Annotated in this window: 22 protein-coding genes; 10 read left to right on the top strand and 12 right to left on the bottom strand. The window is 53.7% G+C overall.

What is annotated here, in order from left to right; translation table 11 throughout:
- Positions 1–215: 215 nt before the first annotated feature.
- The 3 genes from tyrS to F7231_RS16255 form a co-directional block, all read right to left on the bottom strand.
- Entirely contained in the window at positions 216–1,514 is a 1,299-nt protein-coding gene (tyrS, locus tag F7231_RS16265; protein ID WP_166692692.1) for a tyrosine--tRNA ligase, read from the bottom strand.
- A gap of 111 nt (positions 1,515–1,625) precedes the next feature.
- A complete protein-coding gene (locus F7231_RS16260) occupies positions 1,626–2,822 on the bottom strand; it encodes an S-adenosylmethionine:tRNA ribosyltransferase-isomerase (RefSeq protein ID WP_166692691.1) in 1,197 nt (398 codons plus the stop codon).
- Positions 2,812–3,258, bottom strand: coding sequence for a hypothetical protein (locus F7231_RS16255; protein ID WP_229365029.1), 447 nt, complete (start codon positions 3,256–3,258; stop codon positions 2,812–2,814). The genes F7231_RS16260 and F7231_RS16255 overlap by 11 nt, the downstream gene beginning before the upstream one ends.
- A 165-nt stretch (positions 3,259–3,423) precedes the next feature.
- On the opposite strand from F7231_RS16255, the gene F7231_RS16250 reads away from it, so the two are divergent.
- Positions 3,424–3,975 (top strand): cob(I)yrinic acid a,c-diamide adenosyltransferase, encoded by a 552-nt coding sequence (locus F7231_RS16250; protein ID WP_085411159.1) that lies wholly within the window; start codon positions 3,424–3,426, stop codon positions 3,973–3,975.
- Between the two features lie 81 nt (positions 3,976–4,056).
- Here the strand turns inward: F7231_RS16250 and F7231_RS16245 are convergent, their stop codons facing one another.
- A complete protein-coding gene (locus F7231_RS16245) occupies positions 4,057–4,470 on the bottom strand; it encodes a DoxX family protein (protein ID WP_085411160.1) in 414 nt (137 codons plus the stop codon).
- Between the two features lie 253 nt (positions 4,471–4,723).
- On the opposite strand from F7231_RS16245, the gene F7231_RS16240 reads away from it, so the two are divergent.
- The 3 genes from F7231_RS16240 to F7231_RS16230 all read left to right on the top strand — a co-directional run bounded on the left by F7231_RS16240 (position 4,724) and on the right by F7231_RS16230 (position 8,203).
- Positions 4,724–5,794 (top strand): branched-chain amino acid aminotransferase, encoded by a 1,071-nt coding sequence (locus F7231_RS16240; RefSeq protein ID WP_166692689.1) that lies wholly within the window; start codon positions 4,724–4,726, stop codon positions 5,792–5,794.
- A gap of 127 nt (positions 5,795–5,921) precedes the next feature.
- Positions 5,922–6,818 (top strand): ChaN family lipoprotein, encoded by an 897-nt coding sequence (locus F7231_RS16235; RefSeq protein ID WP_166692687.1) that lies wholly within the window; start codon positions 5,922–5,924, stop codon positions 6,816–6,818.
- Positions 6,819–6,823: 5 nt separating this feature from the next.
- Positions 6,824–8,203 carry a high affinity choline transporter 1 gene (locus F7231_RS16230; RefSeq protein WP_166692685.1) on the top strand — a complete coding sequence of 460 codons (1,380 nt, stop codon included), beginning with the start codon at positions 6,824–6,826 and terminating at the stop codon, positions 8,201–8,203.
- Positions 8,204–8,288: 85 nt separating this feature from the next.
- Here the strand turns inward: F7231_RS16230 and F7231_RS16225 are convergent, their stop codons facing one another.
- Positions 8,289–8,729, bottom strand: a complete 441-nt coding sequence (locus F7231_RS16225; RefSeq protein ID WP_166692683.1) for an NUDIX hydrolase — start codon at positions 8,727–8,729, stop codon at positions 8,289–8,291.
- Between the two features lie 118 nt (positions 8,730–8,847).
- Here F7231_RS16225 and F7231_RS16220 point away from each other — a divergent pair, with 118 nt between their 5' ends.
- Positions 8,848–9,558: a ThuA domain-containing protein gene (locus F7231_RS16220; protein WP_085411165.1), complete on the top strand. Its 711-nt coding sequence runs from the start codon at positions 8,848–8,850 to the stop codon at positions 9,556–9,558.
- Positions 9,559–9,624: 66 nt separating this feature from the next.
- Here F7231_RS16220 and F7231_RS16215 read toward each other — a convergent pair whose 3' ends face one another.
- The 5 genes from F7231_RS16215 to F7231_RS16195 form a co-directional block, all read right to left on the bottom strand.
- Positions 9,625–10,653 carry an MBL fold metallo-hydrolase gene (locus tag F7231_RS16215; RefSeq protein ID WP_166692681.1) on the bottom strand — a complete coding sequence of 343 codons (1,029 nt, stop codon included), beginning with the start codon at positions 10,651–10,653 and terminating at the stop codon, positions 9,625–9,627.
- Positions 10,654–10,748: 95 nt separating this feature from the next.
- Positions 10,749–11,792: an NAD(P)-dependent alcohol dehydrogenase gene (locus tag F7231_RS16210; protein WP_085411167.1), complete on the bottom strand. Its 1,044-nt coding sequence runs from the start codon at positions 11,790–11,792 to the stop codon at positions 10,749–10,751.
- A gap of 187 nt (positions 11,793–11,979) precedes the next feature.
- On the bottom strand, positions 11,980–13,194 hold the full coding sequence (locus F7231_RS16205; protein WP_166692679.1) for an MFS transporter: 1,215 nt from the start codon (positions 13,192–13,194) through the stop codon (positions 11,980–11,982).
- 126 nt (positions 13,195–13,320) lie between these two features.
- Complete coding sequence (locus F7231_RS16200) at positions 13,321–14,565, bottom strand: MFS transporter (protein WP_166692677.1); 1,245 nt, start codon at positions 14,563–14,565, stop codon at positions 13,321–13,323.
- 173 nt (positions 14,566–14,738) lie between these two features.
- A complete protein-coding gene (locus F7231_RS16195; protein WP_229369995.1) occupies positions 14,739–15,797 on the bottom strand; it encodes an AraC family transcriptional regulator in 1,059 nt (352 codons plus the stop codon).
- A 166-nt stretch (positions 15,798–15,963) separates the two neighbouring features.
- Here F7231_RS16195 and F7231_RS16190 point away from each other — a divergent pair, with 166 nt between their 5' ends.
- The 3 genes from F7231_RS16190 to F7231_RS16180 all read left to right on the top strand — a co-directional run bounded on the left by F7231_RS16190 (position 15,964) and on the right by F7231_RS16180 (position 18,121).
- Positions 15,964–16,362: a nuclear transport factor 2 family protein gene (locus tag F7231_RS16190; RefSeq protein ID WP_166692675.1), complete on the top strand. Its 399-nt coding sequence runs from the start codon at positions 15,964–15,966 to the stop codon at positions 16,360–16,362.
- A 32-nt stretch (positions 16,363–16,394) separates the two neighbouring features.
- Positions 16,395–16,790: a hypothetical protein gene (locus F7231_RS16185; RefSeq protein WP_166692673.1), complete on the top strand. Its 396-nt coding sequence runs from the start codon at positions 16,395–16,397 to the stop codon at positions 16,788–16,790.
- Between the two features lie 173 nt (positions 16,791–16,963).
- Complete coding sequence (locus F7231_RS16180; RefSeq protein ID WP_166692671.1) at positions 16,964–18,121, top strand: mechanosensitive ion channel family protein; 1,158 nt, start codon at positions 16,964–16,966, stop codon at positions 18,119–18,121.
- A gap of 82 nt (positions 18,122–18,203) precedes the next feature.
- Here F7231_RS16180 and F7231_RS16175 read toward each other — a convergent pair whose 3' ends face one another.
- The gene (locus tag F7231_RS16175; protein ID WP_166692669.1) at positions 18,204–20,018 is read right to left on the bottom strand and encodes a family 43 glycosylhydrolase; all 1,815 of its coding nucleotides are present in this window, start codon (positions 20,016–20,018) and stop codon (positions 18,204–18,206) included.
- A gap of 123 nt (positions 20,019–20,141) precedes the next feature.
- Here F7231_RS16175 and F7231_RS16170 point away from each other — a divergent pair, with 123 nt between their 5' ends.
- Entirely contained in the window at positions 20,142–22,031 is a 1,890-nt protein-coding gene (locus F7231_RS16170; RefSeq protein ID WP_166692668.1) for an NADH-quinone oxidoreductase subunit 5 family protein, read from the top strand.
- 120 nt (positions 22,032–22,151) lie between these two features.
- Positions 22,152–23,843 carry a complex I subunit 4 family protein gene (locus F7231_RS16165; protein ID WP_166692666.1) on the top strand — a complete coding sequence of 564 codons (1,692 nt, stop codon included), beginning with the start codon at positions 22,152–22,154 and terminating at the stop codon, positions 23,841–23,843.
- Here F7231_RS16165 and F7231_RS16160 read toward each other — a convergent pair.
- On the bottom strand, positions 23,797–24,309 hold the full coding sequence (locus F7231_RS16160; RefSeq protein ID WP_166692664.1) for a GNAT family N-acetyltransferase: 513 nt from the start codon (positions 24,307–24,309) through the stop codon (positions 23,797–23,799). The genes F7231_RS16165 and F7231_RS16160 overlap by 47 nt on opposite strands.
- Between the last annotated feature and the right edge of the window lie 47 nt (positions 24,310–24,356).

Genomic DNA, 24,356 nt, shown 5'->3' with positions numbered 1-24,356 from the left:
ATTAATTTTTGTACTCTGCCGGGATGCTGACCCTGTGCCGTCCTCGTGAAAAGCGGCGGTTTTGTTGTTGCTCAACCGCCGTTGTTCCTGATTGGGACTGCAAAAGTAGGGCAACATTTGCCCCGTGTCAAGACCCTGTTGAAAGAAAATGGTTAACATTTTGAGACTTTATGCGTTAACCACTTTCTTTCAGTTAGTTAGGGCCTGAAAAAAAGTTAAACTTTTTTCAGCAGGTGGTTCTTCTTCCCCTTCGAAACCAGTAAATAGCGGTCCTGGAGCCATTCCAAGGCCAATGAAGCAGCCGGATCGCTCACTTTTGTCTTGTTCAAACTGACCGCATTTTGGGTAATTGCGCGTCGTGCTTCACCTTTTGAAGCATATACTTCACCCTTTGACGCTACTGAAAGCAGATCGGTAATGTCTTTGCAGGCCGCTAATTCATCAGCAGAGACCTCTGTTTGGGGTACGCCTTCGAAGATTACATCGAATTCGTCGACTGCAATAGACCGTAAGGTGTCGATGGTTGCTTTGCCAAATAGGACTTCTGACGCTTTTACCGCCAGCTCGTACCCCTCCTGACCATGAACTCGGGTGGTTACCTCCTGTGCAATGGCTTTCTGCAAAATGCGCAGGTGGGGCGCTTCCGCGTGTTCTGCTTCCAGACGTACTATATCTTCCTGGCTGAGCAGCGTAAATACACGAATGAGACGTGGACAATCATTGTCAGCTGTATTAAGCCAGAACTGGTAGAACTGATATGGCGATGTCAGCCTCGGGTCGAGCCAAACGTTTCCGCTTTCCGATTTACCAAACTTGGTTCCGTCGGCTTTTGTCACCAACGGCGTTGTCAGGGCAAAGGCGCGATCATCTTCTGCTTCGGTGCCCCGCTCTTCTTTACGCCGGATAAGTTCGGTGCCGGTAGTGATGTTGCCCCACTGATCAGAACCGCCCATTTGTAGCCGGATGCCTTTGTTCTTGTATAACCAGTAGTAATCGTAGCCTTGTAGAAGCTGGTACGAGAATTCGGTGAAGGAGATGCCCGTTTCGAGCCGCTTCTTTACCGAATCCTTCGCCATCATATAATTAACGGTAAGGTGCTTGCCCGCTTCGCGCAGGAAACCAAGGAACGAGAACTCCTTAAACCAGTCGTAGTTGTTGACCATCTCGGCTGAGTTCGGCGCATCGCTGAAGGTTAGAAACTTCTCCAACTGCTTTTTGATGCCTTCCTGATTGAGGCGAAGCGTTTCTTCCGACAGAAAATCACGCTCGGCGGCTTTACCCGATGGGTCGCCGATCATTCCGGTAGCACCACCAACCAGCGCGAATGGCTTATGACCGGCACGCTGGAAATGGACCAGCAGCATGATGGTAGCCAAGTTGCCAATGTGGAGCGAAGCGGCCGTGGGATCAAAGCCAATATACCCGGCAGTCATTTCTTTACTGAGTTGGGCTTCGGTACCGGGCGTCATGTCGTTAAGCATGCCTCGCCAGCGGAGTTCTTCAATGAAATTCATGAGCGATTAGTAGGGAATGAGCGACTGGACGAAAGAGCAGATGGTTAGAGAATAGCGCAATGCGGTACAAAGCATCCGCTTATTTATTCATTTGCTCATTCTCCTATTAAGTTATGGAAGTAAGAGTGACGAGTCGCCGTAGCTGAGAAAACGATAGTCGTTGCTAAGCGCCTCTGTATATATAGTACGCCAGTCATCGCCAACCAGAGCGGCAATCAACAGAATCAGGGTAGAGCCCGGCTGGTGAAAATTAGTGACGATACCCCGGCACATCCGCATCTGGTAACCAGGTGTGATATAGATAGACGTATGCGCTGTCAATAGTGGTAGCTTATGTTGTTCCATATATAGGCGCACCGCCTCCACAGCATCGTGGGTCGATGGCTGCTCCTCCGCAGGTACGTTATAGGCATACTGCTGGTCGAGGTGAAACGGATCGGGGTGGCTGGCCAGCAACCGAACGCCAAACCAGTATAAACTTTCGAGCGACCGCATGGATGTGGTCCCTATCGGAATCAGGTGGTCCAGGTGTTTCAGAACGTTCGTTATGTTCTCCCGCGTGTACACAACCTGTTCTGCGTGCATGGTGTGCTGCCGGGGGTCATCGGCTTTTATGGGTTGGAACGTACCCGCCCCCACATGCAGAGTGAGCGCATCGTGGCCAATACCACGTTCGGCTAACGTACCCAGCACATCCTTGGTCATGTGCAGGCCAGCAGTTGGGGCCGCAACGGCTCCTTCTTTTCTGGCATACACGGTCTGGTATGTTTGGCTATCAGCGGCAATGGGTTCACGTTTCAAATAAGGCGGCAGAGGCATTTGACCGGCCTGCTGAATCAGTTCGGCGAAGGTCATGTCGTCGGGCTGCCAGGTAAAGCGGATCAGACTTTTCTCCGTATCCTCCCATTCAGCAATCAGTACTACCTCGCCAAAGGTCAGCAACAGCGTTTCGCCCTCCCGCCATTTTTTGCGGTTACCAATCATGCACTGCCAAACAGCTTCACCTTTATCGAGCATCGCCTCGCCAACAGGCCTGTCGGAAGGCATTGGGTTCAGCAGGAATAGTTCGATGGTTGCGCCGGTCGACCGCATAAAGAGCAGCCGGGCCGGAATCACTTTTGTATTGTTGAACACCAGGAAGCTATCAGCAGGCAGCAGATCGGGCAGGTCAACGAACTGGTGATGGCTGATCTGTCCTTCCTTATAAACCAGTAGTTTCGACTGGTCGCGTTTGGCCAGTGGAAAACGAGCAATGCGCTCATCAGGGAGGTCGTATTGAAATTGGTCTAGGCGGAGATCAGGCAACATGATCGACAGGTGGTTTCATCATCAACCGAATCGGCAACGAAATAACAACGATGGCAATAATACCGGTGCTTACAGGCAGTAACCAGCCGTAATCGTTTGAATCAGCACTTACGTTACTGCGGTTCAGGAACGACAGCACCATCAGGCCAAGTGCCAGTATAGTGTTGAATGCCGCCGACAGGGCATAAAACCAATTCACGTATACATCGGTCAGTTTACGGCGTTGCCCTTCCCAAGCAGTAGGGTTCGGATTGGGAATTTTTTCGATCGGCAATTTTGGAAACAGGCGGGTGACGGCGTTGGTTATAACATAGACCAGAATGAAAATGCCGATGCTTACGTAGAAAATGGTTTCGCGGCTCAAGTACTGTACGGCCTGACCAGCATCATTGAACCGAAAAGCTACCTCGCCAGGGTATGAAATATAGCTGCTCATCAGAAGGCCTACAAAACCAAGGATGGACAATATTCGCCAGGTGCGAACAAAAAAGGAACCAGCGCGCATAAGTACGGTGTGACGACGTGTTGTTAATGGGCCGCAAAGGTACTTTTGCGACACCGGATTTAGCCAGTTAACCTTGATTTACCCCAAAAAGTCTCCATGAAAATATATACAAGAACCGGCGATGCAGGCCAGACATCACTTATCGGCGGACGGCGCGTTAGCAAAGCTGACCTCAGGATTGATACCTACGGTACCGTTGATGAGCTGAACTCGTGGATTGGTCTGTTGCGCGATCAGCCTGTTAATGCCAATCGGCGGGCTTTATTGAAAGAAATTCAGGATCGGCTCTTCACCGCTGGTGCCGAGTTGGCAACAGACCCGAACAAACCACCCCGGCAAGCGATACCGGCCATCATCGATGCCGACATAACCCGGCTCGAAGACAATATGGACGCGATGGATACTGAGTTACCCGAACTGCGCAAGTTTGTGCTGCCGGGCGGTCATGCGTCGGTATCGTTCGCCCATTTGGCTCGAACGGTATGCCGTCGGGCCGAACGCCTCGCGATTGGGCTCAACAGCGAATCACCGGTTGATCCGTTGGTGATAACGTACCTGAACCGCCTGTCAGATTACCTCTTCGTGCTAAGCCGTAAAATGGCGCAGGACCTCGCCGTCGACGAAGTAGCCTGGGAGCCGAGGGTGTAAAAGGAGGCTTACCGTTTGCTGTTGCGCTGCTAGTAGGCCTATTGGCTCAGGACAGAGCAACAGCAAGCGGTGAATGCTGCCTTACTCCCTTCCCAGCATGATTCGGTCAACAGAATAGAAGTTGGATTGTTGGGTCCAAACGAGGATGAAGAAGATGACGGAGTAGATCAGTTGTGAAGCCACAACATCCCATTTCTGCTGAAACGACGTACCTATCATCAGCGCCATCATCAGCAGGCTAGCCGATACCAGCGCGTAGCGCGTAAACATGCCGATCGTGAGCAGGATACCGATAATCAGTTCGATGTAGCTCAGCAGGGTGCCAAAGGCATACACAAGAAACGGAGGAAGGGGGGTCTGGCTAAAATCGGAGACCATTTTGTCACGAAACCCACCAACGCCCTTAACGAACCGTGGAATAGCGTGAAAGGTGAAATTAACACCCATGGTTAGCCGTAGTAGCAGGTAGGCCAGGAACTGATCAGACATTTTCATACGTAAACACACTTTAGGGTAGAACGTCGATAAGCCTTCTTTAGCCCATTGCTTACAGAATTTGTTTAGTTTCCGGCTAACTTAATGAGAATGAGTGCCCATTTTTTTTACATTTGTTGTCAAAGCAACTAATTATAGGTTTGACGTTTGTCGTTTGAAGTTTGAGGCTGCTCTGCTTAGGCAGCGAAACTCAAAAACTTGCAACGCAACCTCAAACTTCGAACGACAAACGTCAACCTTATTTCCATTGACCATGACCACTGACTTGCTTCAAATCGAGATGCAGAAGGCATCGCAGAGCCGCATCCAGGAAGTTGACTTCAATAATCTGCCCTTCGGTAAGCACTTTGCCGATCACATGTTTGTGGCCGACTACGCCGACGGTCAGTGGACCGACCTGCGGGTTGTACCTTTTGGCGATTTTTCGTTCAATCCGGCGCTCTCCTCACTGCACTACGGTCAGTCGATTTTTGAGGGCATGAAAGCCTACAAGAACGAAGCGGGCGAGGTGCTGATGTTCCGTCCACTCGACAACTGGGCGCGGATGAATGAATCGGCCAAGCGGATGTGCATGGCTACCATTCCGGAAGACGTGTTCATGGGTGGTCTGGAAGCTCTGCTACGTACCGATGCCGACTGGGTACCAAGCCAGCCCGGCAGCTCACTCTACATCCGTCCGTACATGTTCGCTACCGACGTGTACCTGGGTGTAGCCGCGTCGAAGACGTACCGGTTCTGCATTTTCACCTGCCCGGTAGGCGTTTACTATTCGAAACCGCTGAAGGTTAAAGTCGAGATGGAATACATCCGCTCGGCACCGGGTGGGGTTGGTTCGGCCAAATGCGCGGGTAACTACGCCGGTTCGCTGTACCCAACCGTACAAGCCCAGCAGGCCGGCTACGACCAGCTGATCTGGACTGACGCCACCGAGCATCAGTATATCGAAGAGTCGGGGACAATGAACGTTATGTTCGTGATCGACGGCAAGCTGGTAACACCTGCTCTGTCTGACTCTATCCTGAACGGCGTAACCCGCCGGAGCATCGTGGAGATTGCGCAAAGCTGGGGTACGACCGTCGAAGAACGCAAAGTCTCAATCCGCGAAGTAATCGATGGCATCGAAAATGGCTCACTGACCGAGGCATTCGGTGCAGGCACCGCCGTGGTGGTATCTCCCTTCCAGGCCATTGGCTACGAGGGCAAAGACTACATGCTCCCAGAACGCGCTGCCACCGATTCATTCGCAGCACGCGTGAAAGAGTACATGAGCGACCTCCGCACGGGTAAGATCGAAGATACCTTCGGCTGGACGTATAAGATTTAAAAAGAGCGAGGGAGTAAAGGAGGAAGGGTTGCTTTCACTGGCGTAATTGCTCAGGCGAAAGCAACCCTTCCTCCTTTACTCCCTTCTCCTTTCACTCCTTTACTCCCTTTCCCGTATCTTCGTCAGCATGAGATCTCTAGCCATTATTGCCACCGTCCTGACGCTCTCTGCCTTTCGCAGCGATAAACCTGCGTACCAGTTCTACACGCAGGCAGGTAAGAGTTCTTCCTACGAAAAGCTGCTGAAGGATGCCGCCGCAGCCGACGTGGTGCTGTTCGGCGAGTTACACAACAATCCCATCTGCCATTGGTTCGAGCTACAACTGACCAAAGATTTGGCCGCTCAACGGGGCACGAATCTGGTACTGGGCGCCGAAATGTTCGAGGCCGACAATCAGCAGGCCTTGACTAGGTACGTTAGCGGGCAGACGTCTGATAAGGAGTTCGCCAAAGAATCCCGCTTATGGCCCAATTACGATACTGATTACCGCCCGGTCGTTGACCTGGCGCGGGACAAGAAACTGACGTTTGCCGCGACCAACGTACCCAGACGCTACGCCAGTCTGGTGTCTCGTCAGGGCCTGGCCGCCCTCGACACGGTATCGGCCACCGGGAAACAGTACATGGTCAAACTTCCCCTCACCGTCGATCTGACCCTGCCCGGCTACAAAGGCATGCTCGAGATGATGGGTAGTCATGGCGGGTCAACGTCGAGCAACAGCCCACAAGCCGAAAACTTCGCCCGGGCACAGGCCCTAAAAGACGCCACAATGGCCCGGTTCATTCTGGAATATGGCCAATTCGGCGGCGCTAAGCCCGGACGGACGGTATTGCACCTCAACGGCGATTACCACTCTAAAAACTTCGAAGGCATTGTCTGGTACCTTCGCCAGCAACAACCGAATCTGAAAATCGTGACTATTTCTTCGGTTGAGGGCGAGGATGTGTCGAAGCCACAGGCCGACTGGAAAGGCCTGGCTACGTACATACTGGCTATTCCCGGCGACATGACCAAGACATATTAAGCCGCATGCTCATCACCTGCGTCACGCTCTACCTGCTATCGAACATTGCCATTGGCGCGTGGGCAGCCAGACGGGTGACTACATCGCAGGATTTTGTGCTGGCGGGTCGTGGGTTATCGCTGGCCCTGGCCACATCGGTTACGTTTGCCACCTGGTTTGGGTCAGAAAGTATCATGGGTGCCCCCGCTAAGTTTGTAGAGGGAGGTGTGCTGAGTATTATCGAAGAACCATTTGGCTCGGCGCTCTGCCTGTTTCTGGTCGGTGCATTTTTTGCCCGCCCGCTATACGAGCAGAACATCACCACGTTTTCCGACTATTTCCGCATTCGCTACGGCCGCTCGGCCGAACTGGTCAGCGCAGTGATCATGATTCCCTCCTACTTCAGCTGGATCGCCGCGCAGTACATCGCCATTGGTATTGTGCTGAATGTGGTGATGGGCATTCCGATGGCATGGGGAATCATTGCCAGTGCCACCATCGTAATGATCTACACCTTGCTGGGAGGCATGTGGTCGATCTCAATTACCGACTTTTTGCACAACCTCATCATTATCCTTGCCCTGCTGGTGCTGGCAGTTGTGTTGTATCCGCAGGTCGGCGGCGTTTCGGGAGTAGCGGCCAAAATGCCCGACAACTTCTTCCAGTTTCTGCCCCCGGCCAGCCTGAGCGGCTGGGCAACGTACCTGGCCGCCTGGATGACGATTGGGCTGGGCAGTATTCCGCAGCAGGATATTTTCCAGCGAGTCATGTCGGCTAAATCGGCGCGGGTGTCGGTGCAGGCCTCGTATCTGGCATCGGGGCTGTACCTGACCGTAGCAGCTCTGCCCCTATTCATTGCGTTGGCGGCCCGTCTGCTTCACCCTGATCTGGCGGGGGTTGACGAGCAAAGCCGGCAACTGATCATTCCGAATATGGTGATGCGGCACGGTAGCCTACCCCTGCAAATCCTGTTTTTCGGGGCGCTGACCTCTGCAATTCTAAGCGTATCGAGCGGCGCGATTCTGGCTCCGGCCACCGTTTTTGGCGAGAACATCCTGAAATTTTTCCGACCCAACCTTACCGACAAGCAGCTCTTAAAAGCCATACGGTGGGCCATCGTGGTGATCTCGGTCATCTGCGTGGGTATGACCCTACAGCGTAGCACCAGTATTTTCGATCTGGTCGGCGAATCATCGGCGTTTAGTCTGGTGTCGCTCTTTGTACCACTCACCGCTGGTATCTACTGGAAACGCGCGACCAACCAGGGCTGCCTGTGGTCGATCGTTTTGGGATTCGGCGTCTGGCTGCTTTGCCTTTGGCTGGAAACGTCTTTTCCACCCATGCTCTGGGGCCTTATCGCCAGCACAGCCGGTATGCTGGGCGGGAGCTTGACAGCACAAAAATGAACGCTCGACAGGGGCAACAGGAACAGACTAGCCTTGTCTATTACTCAAAACACACGCTTGTACAGCTTGATTCTGCTAAAAAGCCTTACCCGTAAAACGGCTGTTCAATGTAGCCCAGGTACGTTGTTGGGAGCATAGCGGTGTGGTGTTCCTGAATAGCCGTTGCTACGCTGGGGTACATGGCCAGATCCGTGAGTTCATCAACGGGTTTCCAGATCACACTACAGGCGCTGGTATGGGCAGGGTTGAGCACGGGCTCTCCCCCGAAGATTTCGCCCACGAAGACGCAATGCAGCACGTCTTCTTTCTGGTTGGGGCGCGTGACCACCCCGCAAAACAGCATATTGAATACCTGAATCTCTACGCCTAACTCTTCCATCAATTCGCGTTCGAGTGTGGCTTCAAGGTCTTCGCCGGGGTCAGGATTACCACCGGGCAACGCAAATACGTCGGTATCGCCGTAGCGGTATTGCATCAGTAACACGGCATCATTTCGAAGGAGAACAACTGCGGGGCGAACGGTCATTTAACTTAAGTTGATGTTGGGTACGCTGCGCCAATAAGATATTGGTCGGTGATTCGGCGCGGAACCATTAAATTAATCAATTCCCCGCCTTTACGGAGAAATAAACACTGATTTCATCATGAAATTTTTCGCACTCGCGCTCCTTGTCAGCCTCACCTATACCACCTACGCCCAGGATGCGGTATTGGTATTCTCGCGTACCAAAGGGTACCGCCACGCGTCGATCGGAGCCGGAAAGGTGGCACTGATGAAGATGGGGCAGGAGAACAAATTCCGGGTCGATACCACGGAAGACGCCAATGCCTTCACCTACGACAACCTCAAAAAATACAAGACGGTTATCTTTCTAAGCACTACCGGCGATGTACTCGACACGCTTCAGCAACAGGCATTCGAGAAATACATTCAGAAAGGGGGTGGATACGTTGGTATTCACGCCGCCGCCGACACCGAATATAACTGGCCCTGGTATAACCAACTGTGTGGTGCTTACTTCCTGAGCCATCCTAAGCAGCAGGATGCCGAAGTAGCGGTAATCGACAAGAACCATCCATCGACAAAAGGGCTCCCCGACCGCTGGAAACGGTTCGACGAATGGTACAGCTACAAGAAGATCGTTGACGGACCAACCGTACTGGCCAAGCTCGACGAAAAAACGTACACCGGCGGTGCCAACGGTGATAACCACCCAATTGCCTGGTATCGCAAGTTCGATGGTGGCCGGTCATTCTACACAGGCATGGGCCACACCGACGCGTCATACGTCGATCCGCTATTTGTAGGCCATCTGCTGGGCGGTATCCGTTGGGCCATGGGCAAAGCGAAGTAAAGTTCGAGTGATTGGTGGATTGGCCAGTAGGGTAATTAGTTACAGGCCAACCGCTCAATGACCAATCTATCGCTTAAACACCATTGCTTTCCCCTCCACAGGTACAACAAACCGCTGGAGGGGAATTTTTTGTTTCAGTAGCTCCTTCGTCAGGTCATCACGCGGCTCGAAAAGGCCGTCGTCGCCCTGCTGGAAAGTACCAAAATGAATGCCAACGCTTTGTGGCTGCCCCAGGTCGTTAAACGCCTGTACCGCTTCGATCGGCGACATATGTACCGGGGCCATAAACCACGTTGGTCGGTATGAACCAATGGGCAGCATGGCGAATTTGATAGACCCAGTCTCACTCGCCTCAGCCTGCCGGGCAATCTTCGGGAAGAGGTCACCGTAGCCGGTATCGCCAGCGAAATAGATGGTACCAAACCGGGTGTGCAACAGGTAACCCGCCCATAGCGTACGGTTTCGGTCACCCATGCCCCGGTTGCTGAAATGCCGGGCCTCGGTGCAGGTAATCGTGAGTTTGTCCGATACAACCAGCTTATCATTCCAGTCCAGCTCACGAGTAGCGTTTCCGCCTACTTTCTTTGGTAAATACGACACGCCCAAGGGCGTAACCATGGGCGGGTTGAAGTCCTTCGCCAGACGTTGTAACGTACCCAGATCGAGGTGATCGTAGTGGCAATGGCTCAGCAATACGGCGTCGATTGGCGGCAGGTCTTCGTAACGTAACCCCGGTGGCCGACGGCGTTTGATGCCCAGCCACCTGGTTGGGCCAATCTCATCAGACCAAACAGGGTCAGTCAGAATATTCAACCCGTCGACCTGAAGCAAAAAGCTGGAATGCCCGACGAAGGTTACGACCAAACTGTCGCCAAATACGCGGGTCTGTGGCTTGGGACCGGGCAATGCATCGGGCGTAGCGAGCCAAACGCCTTTGTCACGGTTGAACAGCCATTTCAGCAAACCACCTTTTCGCTCAACGGCTGGCCCTGTATTGGCGAATTTTTTTCCGTTGAAATGGTCAGTTATCGGTCCTTTATAGCGCGGTGCGCAGGCGGCCAACCATAGAATAAGCAGCAGGTACGTGTGTTTCATGCGGGGGTATACTAGCGTTGCGGTTTGGCCTACATTTTGGGCACGGAACGTAGAGACCGGCGGCCCGGTCTCTACGTTCCGTATATCAGCAACAATTACAACGTAGCCATGTCGATTACAAACCGGTAGCGTACATCGCCTTTGAGCATCCGCTCATAAGCCGTTTGGATGTAATCCATCGGAATCACTTCTACATCAGAAACAATGTTGTGCTCAGCGCAAAAGTCAAGCATTTCCTGAGTTTCCGGCATGCCGCCTGTGTTTGACCCAACGATGCTTTTACGGCCACCGAGCAAGCCAAATACGGCTATTTCGGCGGGTTTGGGCGGTGCGCCAACGCAGATCTGAACGCCATTAGTTTTCAGCAATCCCAGATACATATTGTAGTCATGCGGAGCCGAAACCGTATCAATAATGAAATCAAATGAGTTCTGTACGGCTTTTACTTGTTCAGCATCGCTGGTCAAGACAAACTTGTGAGCACCTAACCGATGTGCATCCTCTTCTTTCGATGGCGACGTGCTCAGCAAGGTTACTTCAGCACCAAACGCCACGGCAAACTTAACGGCCATATGGCCGAGACCACCCAAACCTAACACAGCTACTTTGTGTCCCTTACCCACTTTCCAGTGGCGCAATGGCGAATAGGTTGTAATACCAGCGCAAAGTAGCGGGGCTACAGCAGGCAGGTCGAGCGACTCACTAATTTTCAGCACAAAATCCTGATGAGCAACCATCACGTTCGAATAACCGCCATACGTTGGCGTTTTCTTGTCCTGCTCAAGTCCGTTATAGGTCTGTGTGTTCCCGTTCAAGCAGTACTGCTCCAAGCCTTCTTCGCAATTTTCACAGTGCCGACATGAGTCAACAAAGCAACCAACTGCTGCCAGATCACCCGCTTTAAATTTAGTTACCTGATCGCCTACTGCCGTTACGCGGCCTACAATCTCGTGACCCGGTACCATCGGGAAAATAGAGTTGCCCCACTCACCCCGTATCTGGTGCAAATCAGAGTGACATACCCCGCAATACTGAATATCGAACTGAACGTCGTGGGGTTTCAAATCGCGCCGCTCAAACTGAAAAGGAGCCAGGGGCGTCTCTGCGTTTTGGGCTGCATAGCCTTTCGCTGCAATCATGGTAGTATCTGTGATTAAGTGTCTGAACGAGGTGCCATAAACCGGCACTCAATACATGTTGGGTCGGTCAAGCGCTGCATGGTGTATCATACGGCTAACCGTGCCCTAGTAGGTAACTCCAAAAAAGGGATCATTTCCGTGAGCCGCCGACAAATAATTTCCGTACGGAGTTATTTGTCAGTATAAGCTACTTCCGGGCCAGCCAAGCAACCAGCGCCAGACACAGCCCAAACCAGGCGAAAGGCAATCGCAAATCGATGATGGAGAGCAGTCCGAAAATCAGGGTGGTGCCAAAACTGGCCAGCCCCTGCATGGCCTGATTTAGTCCGAATACTTCGCCCCGGTCAGTATCCGTGGTTTTCTGGGCCATTAACCCCTCAATCAGACCCTGAATAAGCGAGTATGTGAAGCAGTCGATGGTGATGATGACGTACAGCCATACCCGCGACGTGCCTACCAGCCCATAGGAGGCCAGCACGGGAACGCCAATCAGCGCGAACCAGAAAATGGCCCGCTGCTGGTTGATCCGGTCGGCCAGAAAGCCGTAGAAACCGTAACTGATCGCCACGCTCAGCCCGCCGAAATACATGAAAAAGTAGGAGATCGCCTTGGCGTCCATTTGCAGGGCACCCAGGCTCGCATAGGCAACAAAATAGTTGTAGTAGCCAATAGCGCCCGTCAGGGCGACCTGCATCAGGACCAGTTTCAGCAATCCGGGGTGTTCCTTGTCTTTTTGCCGAAGCCGCGACAAAATGGTTCCTACCGCCAGCGACCGGACCAGCTCCGTTTTCAGCTCCTCCCGCGACACCCCGCCGGGATTAGCACGGTCCGCCGCGGGGTGCGTTTCGCGCAGCAGGAAACTGAGCAGCACGTTCAGGGCCGACAACCCAACGGCCATGGCCACCACGTACCTGGCTTGTTCAACGGGGTCAGTCAGGTCGAGGAGGGTGATGAGCAGCCCCGCTACTGCCGGGCCAATCACGAACCCCAGCGAAATAATGGCCCCCTCGATGCCGAGGTTACGGAACAGGGCTTCTTTGGGCGAAATGTCAGTGATGGCCGAGCGGACTGTAGCGTATAGCCCGTTGGTCAGTCCGTCGCTGAACCGATTGGCGAGTTGCCAGCCCATCCGCACGGGCAACAGCATACAGTCGGCCAGAAACGTACCCACCGACGAAAGCCGGAAGATTGGCTTGCGCCCATACCCATCCGACAGTTTGCCCAGCAGAGGGGCCGAGATTAGTTGAATCCCCAGAAACAGCGCCGTACCGAGGGCCAGCCATAACTGCGGCTGCGCATGCCCCCGTACAAACTGAGGAAGCACCGGACCGATGATTGACCCCACCACAACATCGATGAAAATAATGGCGTAGATGTGCAGTAGGTGGCGGTCTTTAAACATGCGGTCAAAAGTCTGGAAAGTCGCCCTAAAAAGTGCTACGTCTGGAAAACCAGTGTCAAAAAAACTGTTGTCCGGACGTGTGCTGCTCTAGTCAACGACGGTAGAGGCTGCGTAACTCATCAGCCCTTATTTCTGGTTGTCTGGCTCGGTTTCGCTGGCGGCATCGTTGGGAAGCGTGGCGGCCCGGTAGGCCAGCACAGCCATAGCCAGGGCGTAAAACGCAAACGGGGCGCGTGGTTCAAGCGCAGTTAGTAACGTAGTGGCTACGGCCGCCGTAAAACTGGCTACCCCGCCCAACGCCTGTGTATCGCCAAAAACGCTGCCCTGCCCCTCCCCTTTAGCCGCCAGTTGCGAGGTAATGCCGGCAATCAGCCCAGCCAGCAAACCAATACTCAGCGAGTCAATGGCACCGGCAATGTAGAGCAGGGTGACACTGCTGCCCGCAAAGGCATAGAGCGCCATAACCCCAACTCCGGCAATAGCCACCACAACCAGGGCTTTTTTCTGGTTGATACGGGGGGAAATAAGCTGAAAAAACACTAGGTTGACCACTACAGTAAGCAGGCCGTAGAAGATGAAGAAGTAAGCCGCCTGATAAGGTGTCAGCCCAAGATCGCCCACAATCAGGTAGGCAATGAAGTAGTTATAATACCCCAGCGACAGCAGCGACAGCAATTGCAGAATATAGAGTGCTTTAAACCCCTTCAACTTCTCATCGACTTCATCCAGTTGTTTCCACAGCGTTTTAACCTTTAAGGCATTCAGCGATTTCTCTTTTAGCTCCTTCGGATCGATCGGCTGTTTTTCCTTGTCGTTCGTCTCCTTGAAAATCAGCGACAGAACGATGTTCAGCACAGCCAGAATGAGTCCCATAATCACCAGCGGAATGGGGTCGAACCGGGCCTGCGGTAACGCAATGATCAGTATACCGCCCACGGCCGGGCCGAAAATGGCACCCAACGCGGTAATGTTTCCCTGAATACTTGTTTGCTGAGCCACATCGTTGTCTTCGGCCGTATCCACTACCGCCGAGCGCAGTACCGAACCCATGCCGTTTGTGGTCCCCTCTACAGCGCGGTTACCCAGATAGCCCCACACATTGATGGGGAATAACAGAAATGAAGCCAGAAACGAACCGATCGACGTACCTATCAACACAGGCCGACGGCCAATTTTATCCGACAAAGCCCCTAAAACTGGGGCGGTTACTAATTGTAGCCCAAGTAATAAGGCCGAACCCGCCATTACCCACACCTGCTTGGCGGGTAAGGCGGCCGTATACTTGTTGAACAGCGGGCCCAGTCCCCCTGCTACTACGCCATCAATAAGGGTCATGGCATAGATGAGACCTACCCGTGGATTTTTGAACATGCTCAGTATCCTTAACGTTGAAAAACAAAAGCGGCTCGCTACCCCGCGAGCCGCTTCGTCTATACATGTATCAACACTAAAACAGCCCAACCAGTCGATAGATAACTCACCAAGTGAGGCACAGGCTTGTCCATCAGCTGAAAGGTGCTGAATATGTGGTTGCCCTGGGACCTCTAAGACAACCGTTGGTAGTGAACAGGTGGACATCCCGTCCATCGTTTGAAGGCACGTGTAAACGCACTCAGTTCATTATAGCCCAGCAAATAGGCTATTTCTTTAATGGGATACTTTTTTGTGTCGAGATACTGGATTGCGACCGTTTTCCGGACCGAATCAGCCAACTGCTGATAGGAAACTCCTTCTTCCTGTAACTTCCGTTGCAGGCTGCGCGGACTGATGTTCAGATTGGCCGCCATGTCTTCCAGCGTAGGTATACCCAAATACGCATTGGTCAGCAGGTGTTGAGTGATACGAGCGCTCAGCGTAGCTATATTCTGGCTGATGGGGGTACGTTCGGCCGCCTGTTTCAGCCAAAGTTGCTGCATATCGTAGTTGGCGGTACTAATAGGCTCATCCCAGTAGGTGCCATCCAGCTTAAGTTGATAACCACCTGCCTGCACCAAATCAGGGCAACGTAGTACGCGTTCATACTCCACTTTATAGACCGGATCGACTGGGTACGTTACCTGAATCGGGCAAACCCGCCGTAAAACCAGCCCATCCAGTTCGTGCAACGTAAAAGCCATAAACAAGTCCATTTGTTGCTGAAACGCCACGGGCGCTACCTCCCACCGCGCCTTATTTGGCAAAAAATCGATCACAATCCAATCGGTTGTGCGGCTAAACGACAGGCTGACTACGTCGGTGATCAGGTTTGTAAAGGCGGCAGCCTGCGTCAGGGCCTCGCCAATCGTGCGGCTCGTTTGAACCAGCCCACCAACTACACCCAAGGCCGTTAACTGCATCGATTCACCGAAATGAAGACCAAATAAGGGGTCTTTGGTCAACCGGGCAGCGTTGGTCCAGAGGTCGTCGATTTGCCGGGCGGTCAGGCCCAGTAAGCCAGGCTGTTTAAGCCGGTCCGGATCAAGGCCGATCAGCGTGCAGAGTTGATCGGTCGGCGCATTTTTGCGGGCGGCATAATCGAGTAGGGCGAGTACCAGTAAGCGTTGTGGGTCCTGCATACCGCAAACATACGCATCGGCAAACAGGCTAGTTACACAATGGCGCAAAGTGATAACAGGTTGTCGTATTCGGGTAAGTCGTTCCCTATTGAGCAGCCGTAGGTTTGCAAAAAAAACGATGAACACACTAGCCATTTTCCTCATCGCGTTGCTATTGCCAATCAGTAAGCACGGCCACGCATCTTTCAATCAACAATCAATTAATCAACAGATTATGCAAAAGAACCCCGAACAAACTGTCCACGAATTTCTAACGGCTGTTCAGCAAGGCAAACTTGACAAAGCCATTCCGCTGCTGCATCCCGAAATTCAATGGCATCAACCCGGTAGCCACCAGTTTGCCGGTCAAAAACACTCGCGAGATGAGCTCGTGCAGATGATCAGCGGTATGTTTCAGTTCACGGCTAACTCGTTGCGGCTAACCGCCTTCGACAAACTGGCGGTGAACGGTAATCAGGTGGCGTGCGTGGTACACTGGCAAGCCATTCAGGAAGCCGGCGGTCGCTTATCGGTCGACAATATTGATTCCTACACGGTCGTCGATGGACTGATTACCCAGGCCACTATTTTCTCGGCTGATCTCAGGCAGGAAAACACATTCTGGCCGAACTAATTACTATGAATCGTCAACCCTGTCAACTCACTATGAACACCTCAAAGTCGTTAAAAATCGCGTGTTGGGCCAACGCTGTTGTCGCTGAGACAAGCGCATTGCTGGCCTTGTTAGGTCACGCCACCTGGACGTTTGTAGACGAAATCACGGGTGGTTATTGGCTCTTTTTTTGCCTCGACATGGCCCTGCTGGCGGGCCTTGCTGCCTGGGCAGCCTTACGAAAAACGGTCAGTAAACCACTATTGTGGGCCGTTATGCTCCTGAACAGTTTCATGATCGGTTTTTTCCTGGTTGTCTTCGACACATCAGCCACCCGATCCCCCCTTGGTACGACGCTGTTATTGATCGATGTAGTGACGCTGTTGGCCTGCTTCCTGATCCAGGTCGGGAGTCTTCGAAATGAGTCGAACGTACCTACTACAGCCTAACCAGTTTGGTTATCATCGTCTCCGCCGGGTGTCATTTGCGGAGACGATGATAGCTGAATCACGGTCAAAACCAGCCTGTGTGTAGCTGCAAAGCGGTAGTAGGCAAATAGGTCAAAGGCTCGAAAAAGAGCTAATTCCCTGTTTTCCGTTGGAATAGCCCCTACTTTTACTTCATGCAGCAGCAATTCGATTCCTGGATTCGCTCCCTTGTCCGGTGGTTTGGGTACGTACCCAACCGCGACCTGTCGGGCTGGATCTTACTAATCATATCCATTATTGGTGGTGTACTCGCTACGTTCCTGTTAGTACAGGTTACCCGGCTTATTCTACGGCGGAGCTATGAACCAGCCCTGGCGTTACTACGCAGTTACCTGCGGGCGGCGTTCTACTTCTGGTTGCCTTCGTTGTTTTTCCTGATTGGCACCAACCTCCAGAGCGACCGTTTCTTACGGCGACATCCGGTAGCCGACAAAACGGCCGAAATTTTATTTCTGCTCACCAGCACTTGGCTGGCACTCCGCCTGCTCAAAGTAGCCGAACTACTGCTGGTTCGTAGCTATGACATCAGCAGCGACGCTAACCTGTCGGGCCGGAAGTTTGTGACGCAGGTGCAGTTTTTCCGGCGTATTATTTCCACGCTGGTTGTACTGGTTAGCTTTTCGCTCTTACTACTCAATTTTCAGGGCAGCCGCAAGGTGGGCGTTAGTGTGCTTACGTCAGCGGGCATCGTGTCGGTATTGGTAGGTTTTGCGGCGCAGAAATCGCTGGGCAACCTGCTGGCCGGTATTCAGATCGCCTTTTCGCAACAGATTCGCCTCGATGATGCCGTTGTGGTTGAAAATGAGTGGGGACGGGTGGAAGAGATCAACCTGACTAACGTGGTGGTACGGCTTTGGGACCGGCGGCGGCTTATTCTGCCCATCACTTATTTTGTAGAAACGCCGTTCCAGAACTGGACCCGCTCAGACGCTACCATTACCGGCGCTATTCTCCTTTATCTCGATTACAACACGCCACTTGAGGCCATCCGTGAAAAAGCTAAAGCTCTGGTCGAGGCCGACCCACTTTGGAATGAGCAGGTGTTTGTAGTACAGGTTACCGATACAACGCCTACGAGTATGGTGGTGCGTATCCTGGTATCGGCCAACGATGCGCCATCGGCATTTGATCTGCGTTGCCACATCCGCGAAGCCGTCATTGCTTTCCTGCGCGATGAGCATCCTGAAAGCCTGCCTCAATCGCGGATTTTACTGCCGGAACACAGTCAAACGACGGGTATTGCGCAGTCGGGTGACGTACCTGACACAGACGCTCAAAACCTGAGTAGTTGAAAAAAAAAGGGGTTCAACACAGAGTTTCTTCGTTAAATGATCACTAGCTCTGTTACCGCTGTGCCTCTGTGTCGAATCCCCTTCACTTCACGCCTACTACGCCACTCAAACCCGATACGCCGTTTTCGTTGAAAGCCTCGATGGCAAAGTAATAAGGCACCCCTACATTCAGAGCCCGTAACTCAAACTTGCCGGGCTGATCGTCCCAGAACTGGTAGGTCTGGTATAATTTATCAGGCGCAATTCCCCAGCGAATATTATAGCCTGTTGCCCCAGGCACCTTTGTCCAGGTCAGGTCGGCGTTGCGCTCGTCTTTCTGACGAACGGCGGTCATCGTCGGCGTAGCAGGTGCTTTACCCACGCCGTTGCCAAATACCCGAAACGCATTGATCGCCAGCGTTGGCCCCGCCACATACACATGCTCGTAGCGAACGTACCTGGCCCGCACCGGACGGCCGTTGGCCCGCACCGGAATTTCTACATAGGCACAGGCATGGTCTTTTTTTGGTTCTTCGGTCAGGTCAGCCACCACTTCAAACGTCTTGCCATCGGTCGAGGTCAGGATTTTGAACTGGGTGTATACGGTTGAATCTGAATCGAAGATGGTTTGCTTATAGTCGATGTAATCTACCTGTACGGCCCGGATATCGCGCTCAGCCCCCAGGTCGGTCGTCAGCGTTTCGCTGGGGCGGTTCTTTCCGGCCACCCAGAACGTCCGCGGATTTTCGTCGGCCACTCGTTCGGCATTAACGGTATCGGTAGGCGCTACGGCCAGCGTCGACGAGGCCAAAACGGGCTTTTTGTAATTGAGTAGCATCCAGCCCGTAAACAGTTCGTCGCGGTTCTGTAGTGGTTTGGTCGCGAGAAAATGCGGATAATCGCCAAAGCGGGTGTTGGCATACATCTGCCCATCTTTGTCGAACCCCGCCGGGTTCATCACAATGCGCCGTTCCATACCCCAGTTGTAGCCAATCCAGGTGGTGCCGGTGTTCCAGTAGTTGCCAAAATTGTCCTGAAACGTATTACCATGTCCGCAACCCGTTGCGAAACCACCAGGCTTATACGCCACCGGGTTATAGGGCGCGTACTCCCACGGCCCCAGCGGACTTTTGCCTACGTAGGTGCCATTGCCATACACGTTGTATTCGGTACCCGGCGCACCGTATTGCAGGTAATACGTACCGTTGTGCTTGGTCATCCAGGCCCCTTCGGTAAACGGCTTGAACGGGTCGGAATGGTTGGGGCCAAAGCGTTCCCAGCCGTGCTTATAGGGGTCAAGCCAGAACATGGCCTTGTAGGCCTCAGCCGGGTTGTTACCTGCATAGGTCAGGTTACGGCTCTTGTCGAGTTCGGCACCGAAAATCGGGTATACGTTCGATGAGCCCCAGTACATATACCATTTGTCGGTATCGTCGTCGTGGAAAAGCGCTGGGTCCCACGGACCAATATCTTTGGGCAGGCGCGGCATCCAGCGGTTCAGAAAGTTGAGTTTTCCCTTCTCCGGCTCGGTCGAATAAAAGATGGGGCGCTGTTCAAACGTGCTTTGAAACAGATAGAGCGTGTCGCGCACCGACAGGGCCGCCGGGGCACACATATCTTCCATTGGCCACTTGTCGGGCACCACATAGTTCCAGTTGATCAGGTCTTTGGAACGCCACCAACCGCCCTGAATGGTCACGAAGAGGTAGTACTCTTTTTTGTGGTTGATAATGACCGGGTCGGCGCCCGAGCGGTACGATATCTTTTCGTTCAACTGCTCAAAATTATACCGGTAGCTTATATCCATCGGGTTGCAGTAGGTGGTGCTTGCCCTGCCTGGGCCGGGTTGTTGCCGGGACTGACCCCAGGCGGGAAGCAGATACGTTGTCAGCAGAAAAAGTAGAAGGGTAATACGCATACGGCTTAGGTGGAATTTGCTCCTAAAAGGCACCGACAGGATGGCTTTACTTCGAGGTCGGTTTGCTTCCCGTTGCCACGGGCCGGATATTTGCACCCGAATATTAATCATCTGTTGCCCACTGTGCCCGATAGTCTACCCCTGCCGCTGCTGATTGCCCTGTTGGGCCTGCCTTTCGTGGCGTTTGGGCTGCTGGTTGGGTCAGGCAACCGTGCGGGCGCGGGTTGGCTGGCCGTACTCACAACGGCTCTCGGTTTCGGCATTAGCCTCTACGCCTTTCCCTCCCTGCCGCATACGCAGCGTTGGGAAACCAACTGGATCCAATTTCAGTCCTTGACCGTGCCCCTCCAGTTTCGGCTCGATGCCGTAGGCAGGATGATGTTAGTAGTCGTGCACGGTATTGCGCTACTCGTGCAATTGTATTCGATCAGCTACATGCACGACGACGCCCGAAGGGGGCGTTACTTTGCGTACCTGCAACTATTCATCGGGGCCATGCTCGGTATTGTGCTGGCGGGCAACCTGGTCATTCTCTACGCATTTTGGGAGCTGGTTGGTCTTGCCTCTTTACTGCTAATTGGCTTCTGGTATGATCGCCCTGCCGCCGCTGCCGCCGCCAAGAAAGCGTTTCTAATGAACCGTATCGGCGACGCCGCCTTTTTGCTGGGTATTCTGATGACGTACCGGCATACCGGCTCGTTCGGTTTTGGCACCGCTCCCTTGCCTACACTGGCCGGTGTTTGCCTATTTATGGGTTGCGTAGCCAAATCAGCCCAGTTTCCGCTGCTTACCTGGCTACCCGACGCCATGGAAGGGCCAACACCCGTTTCGGCGCTGTTACACGCGGCCACTATGGTAGCCGCCGGTATTTTTCTGCTGGCCCGTATTCACCCCATGCTCTCGTCCGACGCCCTGCTTGTGGTAGCACTGGTGGGTACGCTAACCACGGTTTGGGGCGGCTTGTCGGCCCTGTTCCAGACAGACATAAAACGAGTGCTGGCCTTCTCTACCGTTTCGCAACTGGGGTTGATGGTCGCTGCCATGGGCACGGGCAATGTTGGTGGAGCACTCTTCCACCTGCTCACGCACGCCTTCTTCAAAGCAGGTCTTTTCCTGGCGGCGGGCAGCGTTATTCATGCCGTTCACACGCAGAATATGCGGGAGATGGGCGGCCTGCGTAAGGCCCTGCCACATACGTACCTAACGTACCTGATTTGCGCCGCGGCGCTATCGGGCGTCCCCCTGCTCTCGGGTTTTTTGTCGAAAGAAGCCATTCTGGGCGGGGCTTTTAGCTGGGCCAACAACCGAAGCGGGGCGGCACAGCTCCTGCCAGTAACGCTGCTGCTATCGTCGGGGCTGACGGCCGTGTACATGGCCCGCCAAATCCGGCTCATCTTTTTCGGACCATCCGCTAACAGCACTGCTGCTCCGGCCGGGCGCGCGGTAGCGGCTCCCCACGAACCCGACTGGCTCATGCGTGGCCCCGTCTGGCTGTTAACTAGTCTGTCAGTAGGCTTCTGGTTTTCTCTGAATCCCTTGTCGGTCCATCATAGCTGGGTAGCCCAGGTGGTTGGGGTGCTGCCGGACGAAGGCCCTGTTTGGCTGGCGCCGGCCTCTGTGGTGCTGGTGCTGCTGGGTGGCTGGCTGGGTTTCCGCCTCCGCGAACCAGCTGAAACCAGCCAACTAGCGCAGGCGTCGCAGCAGTACGGCTACCTCGACCAATTGTATCAGCGCATTGTTACCGGGCCAGTTCTCTGGCTGGCCTCGCTCGTGAACCGCACCGATCAACGCGTGGTCGACGGGGTAGTCAACGGCGTGGGGCTGGGCACGGTCATGGTGGCGCATCTGGTCAGCTTCTTCGATCGTTTCGGCGTCGATGGGCTGGTCAACGGAGCCGGTAAAGTAGCGATTGGCGTGGGGCAACTCACCCGTTCGGTACAGGGTGGGCGCGTGCAGACCTACATTGCTACGGCCCTGGCCATAGTGGTTTTATTACTTTGGTGGATATTATAAGAAGTAGATTAACCAAGAGGCAATGCACGAACTAGCCATTTTTTAACGCTGTGTGCCTTTGTATGAACTGCTTCTTCTTGAGTACATAGCGAATTGACGCCGCAGGCAACTACCCTTTTAATGACGAACCTACTTTCGCTCCTTATTTTTCTTCCCATCGCGGGGTCTATACTGGTGGCTTTGCTGCCGGGTGAACGCCCTGCACTGTTCCGCTCGGTTGCGCTGGCCGTTACCCTGGCGGAAGTAGTGTTCAGTGCGCTCGCCTATGCGCAATACGTACCTGCTAATCCAGCGTATCAGCTACTCGAACAGGCCGACTGGATTACACTCCCGCTCGGTAGCCTGGGCGTAGCGTCGATCGATTACCTGGTGGGTGTCGACGGCATTAGTCTGCCTCTCGTGCTGCTATCGGCGGTGGTCATGCTGGTGGGCGTGGTGTCGTCGTGGACGATCACGCAACGTACCCGTGCTTATTTCTCGTTGTATCTGTTGCTGACGGGCACCATCATGGGGTGCTTTCTGGCCATCGATTTCTTTCTCTTCTTTCTGTTTTTCGAGTTCATGCTCCTGCCCATGTATTTCCTCATCGGGCTTTGGGGCGGACCACGGCGCGAATACGCCTCGATCAAGTTCTTCCTGTATACGCTGGCTGGCTCGGTGCTGATTCTGCTGGTAATGATCGGCTTGTACCTGTCGGTCATGGACCCCATCAGCACGGCGATTAATGCGGGGCTCATTGCTGGTACGGGCGACTTCACCGATGAGATTCGACAGTTGCTTCAGGCACAGCTGGCCACTGGTCAGCTTAACCCCGCCCTGATTGTGCACACGTTCGACTGGCGGTACATGGCCGACGGCGGCAACTACCTGCCCAGTTCGTTTCTGAGTGGTGCGGGCGAGGTGCTGATTGGGGGCATGCCCAGCCGGATGCTGGCGTTCTGGGCCGTTTTCCTGGGCTTTGCCATCAAGTTACCCATCGTACCGTTCCATACCTGGCTACCCGATGCCCACGTTGAAGCCCCCACGCCGGTATCGGTTGTGCTGGCGGGCGTGCTGCTGAAAATCGGTGGGTATGGCTTTATCCGGGTAGCCTGGGGACTATTCCCCGAAGCCGGGGCCGAATACGCAACGACACTGGCCGCGCTGGGTACGTTAACGATCGTGTATGGCGGGTTAAGTGCGCTGGCGCAGTACGACCTTAAGAAGCTGATAGCCTACTCATCGGTTTCCCACATGGGCTTTGTGCTGCTGGGTGTGGCTTCCCTGACCGCAGAAGGCATCAACGGGGCAGTGTATCAGATGGTCAGCCACGGTATTCTGTCATCTATGCTGTTTCTGCTGACCGGTGTTCTATACGACCGCACGCATGACCGCCGCATCGATTCGTATCGTGGCCTGATGACCCCCATGCCCCAGTATGCAACACTCACGGCTATTGCCTTTTTTGCGTCGTTGGGTCTGCCCGGTTTCCCCGGTTTTATCGGCGAACTATTCACACTGATGGGCAGCTACCAGTCGCTGTACCTGCCAGGCTGGCTCACTGCCGTTTCCACGCTGGGCATTATTCTAGCCGCCGCTTATTTCCTATGGACGTTGCAGCGCATGTTTTTTGGCACCACGTGGGTACGTTCGCTGAGCGCAGCGCCCGGTCAGTCCGTCATCGACCCGCTCGCCGACCTTACAGCCCGCGAACGTCTGATGCTCATCCCACTGGCCCTGCTGGCCCTGGGATTGGGGTTATTCCCCAACCTCATCTTCAACTTAACTAATTCAACTGTGGCTCGCTGGCTACTGGCGTTTGCCGTGGAGTAGTCAACTCCAGCATCAATTCCATATGCACATCGGCCCGTGCGTACGGACTGTCTCTGAGCGGGATGTGCACGAAACGAATGCTCTCGTAGAGTTGTACTGCTGCTGCCGCCTTCTTATTCGACTCAAGCCAGACACGCCGGGCTCCTTTCTGGCGAGCGTAGTCAACGGCTGCTTCGCATAGAAGTCGGCCAATGCCAAGGCCACGGGCTCCTCTGGCAACGCCCATCTTGGCTAATTCGAACTCATCAGAACCGGTGCGGATAAGTGCAACCGTTCCTACAATTGTCTCCTCCTGCTGAGCGAGCAGAATTTCGCCATCATTGGGTAAGATGTGCAACTCAGGATGATCCAATTGCTCCAGGTCATGCGGCTCAACGGTGAATAAATCGCTAATACAGTCAATGTTGATTTGCTTAAACGAGGCTTGGTAGTGAGGCTCGTACGAAATGATCCGTGTGGGTTTCATGAGAGTAGGCTAGGTGATTGCAATACAAAAATGAAAGTATAACATTT

This window comes from Fibrivirga algicola (assembly GCF_011742925.1).
GTDB lineage: Bacteria > Bacteroidota > Bacteroidia > Cytophagales > Spirosomataceae > Fibrella > Fibrella algicola.
This window is presented reverse-complemented; position numbering and strand designations above follow the sequence as displayed.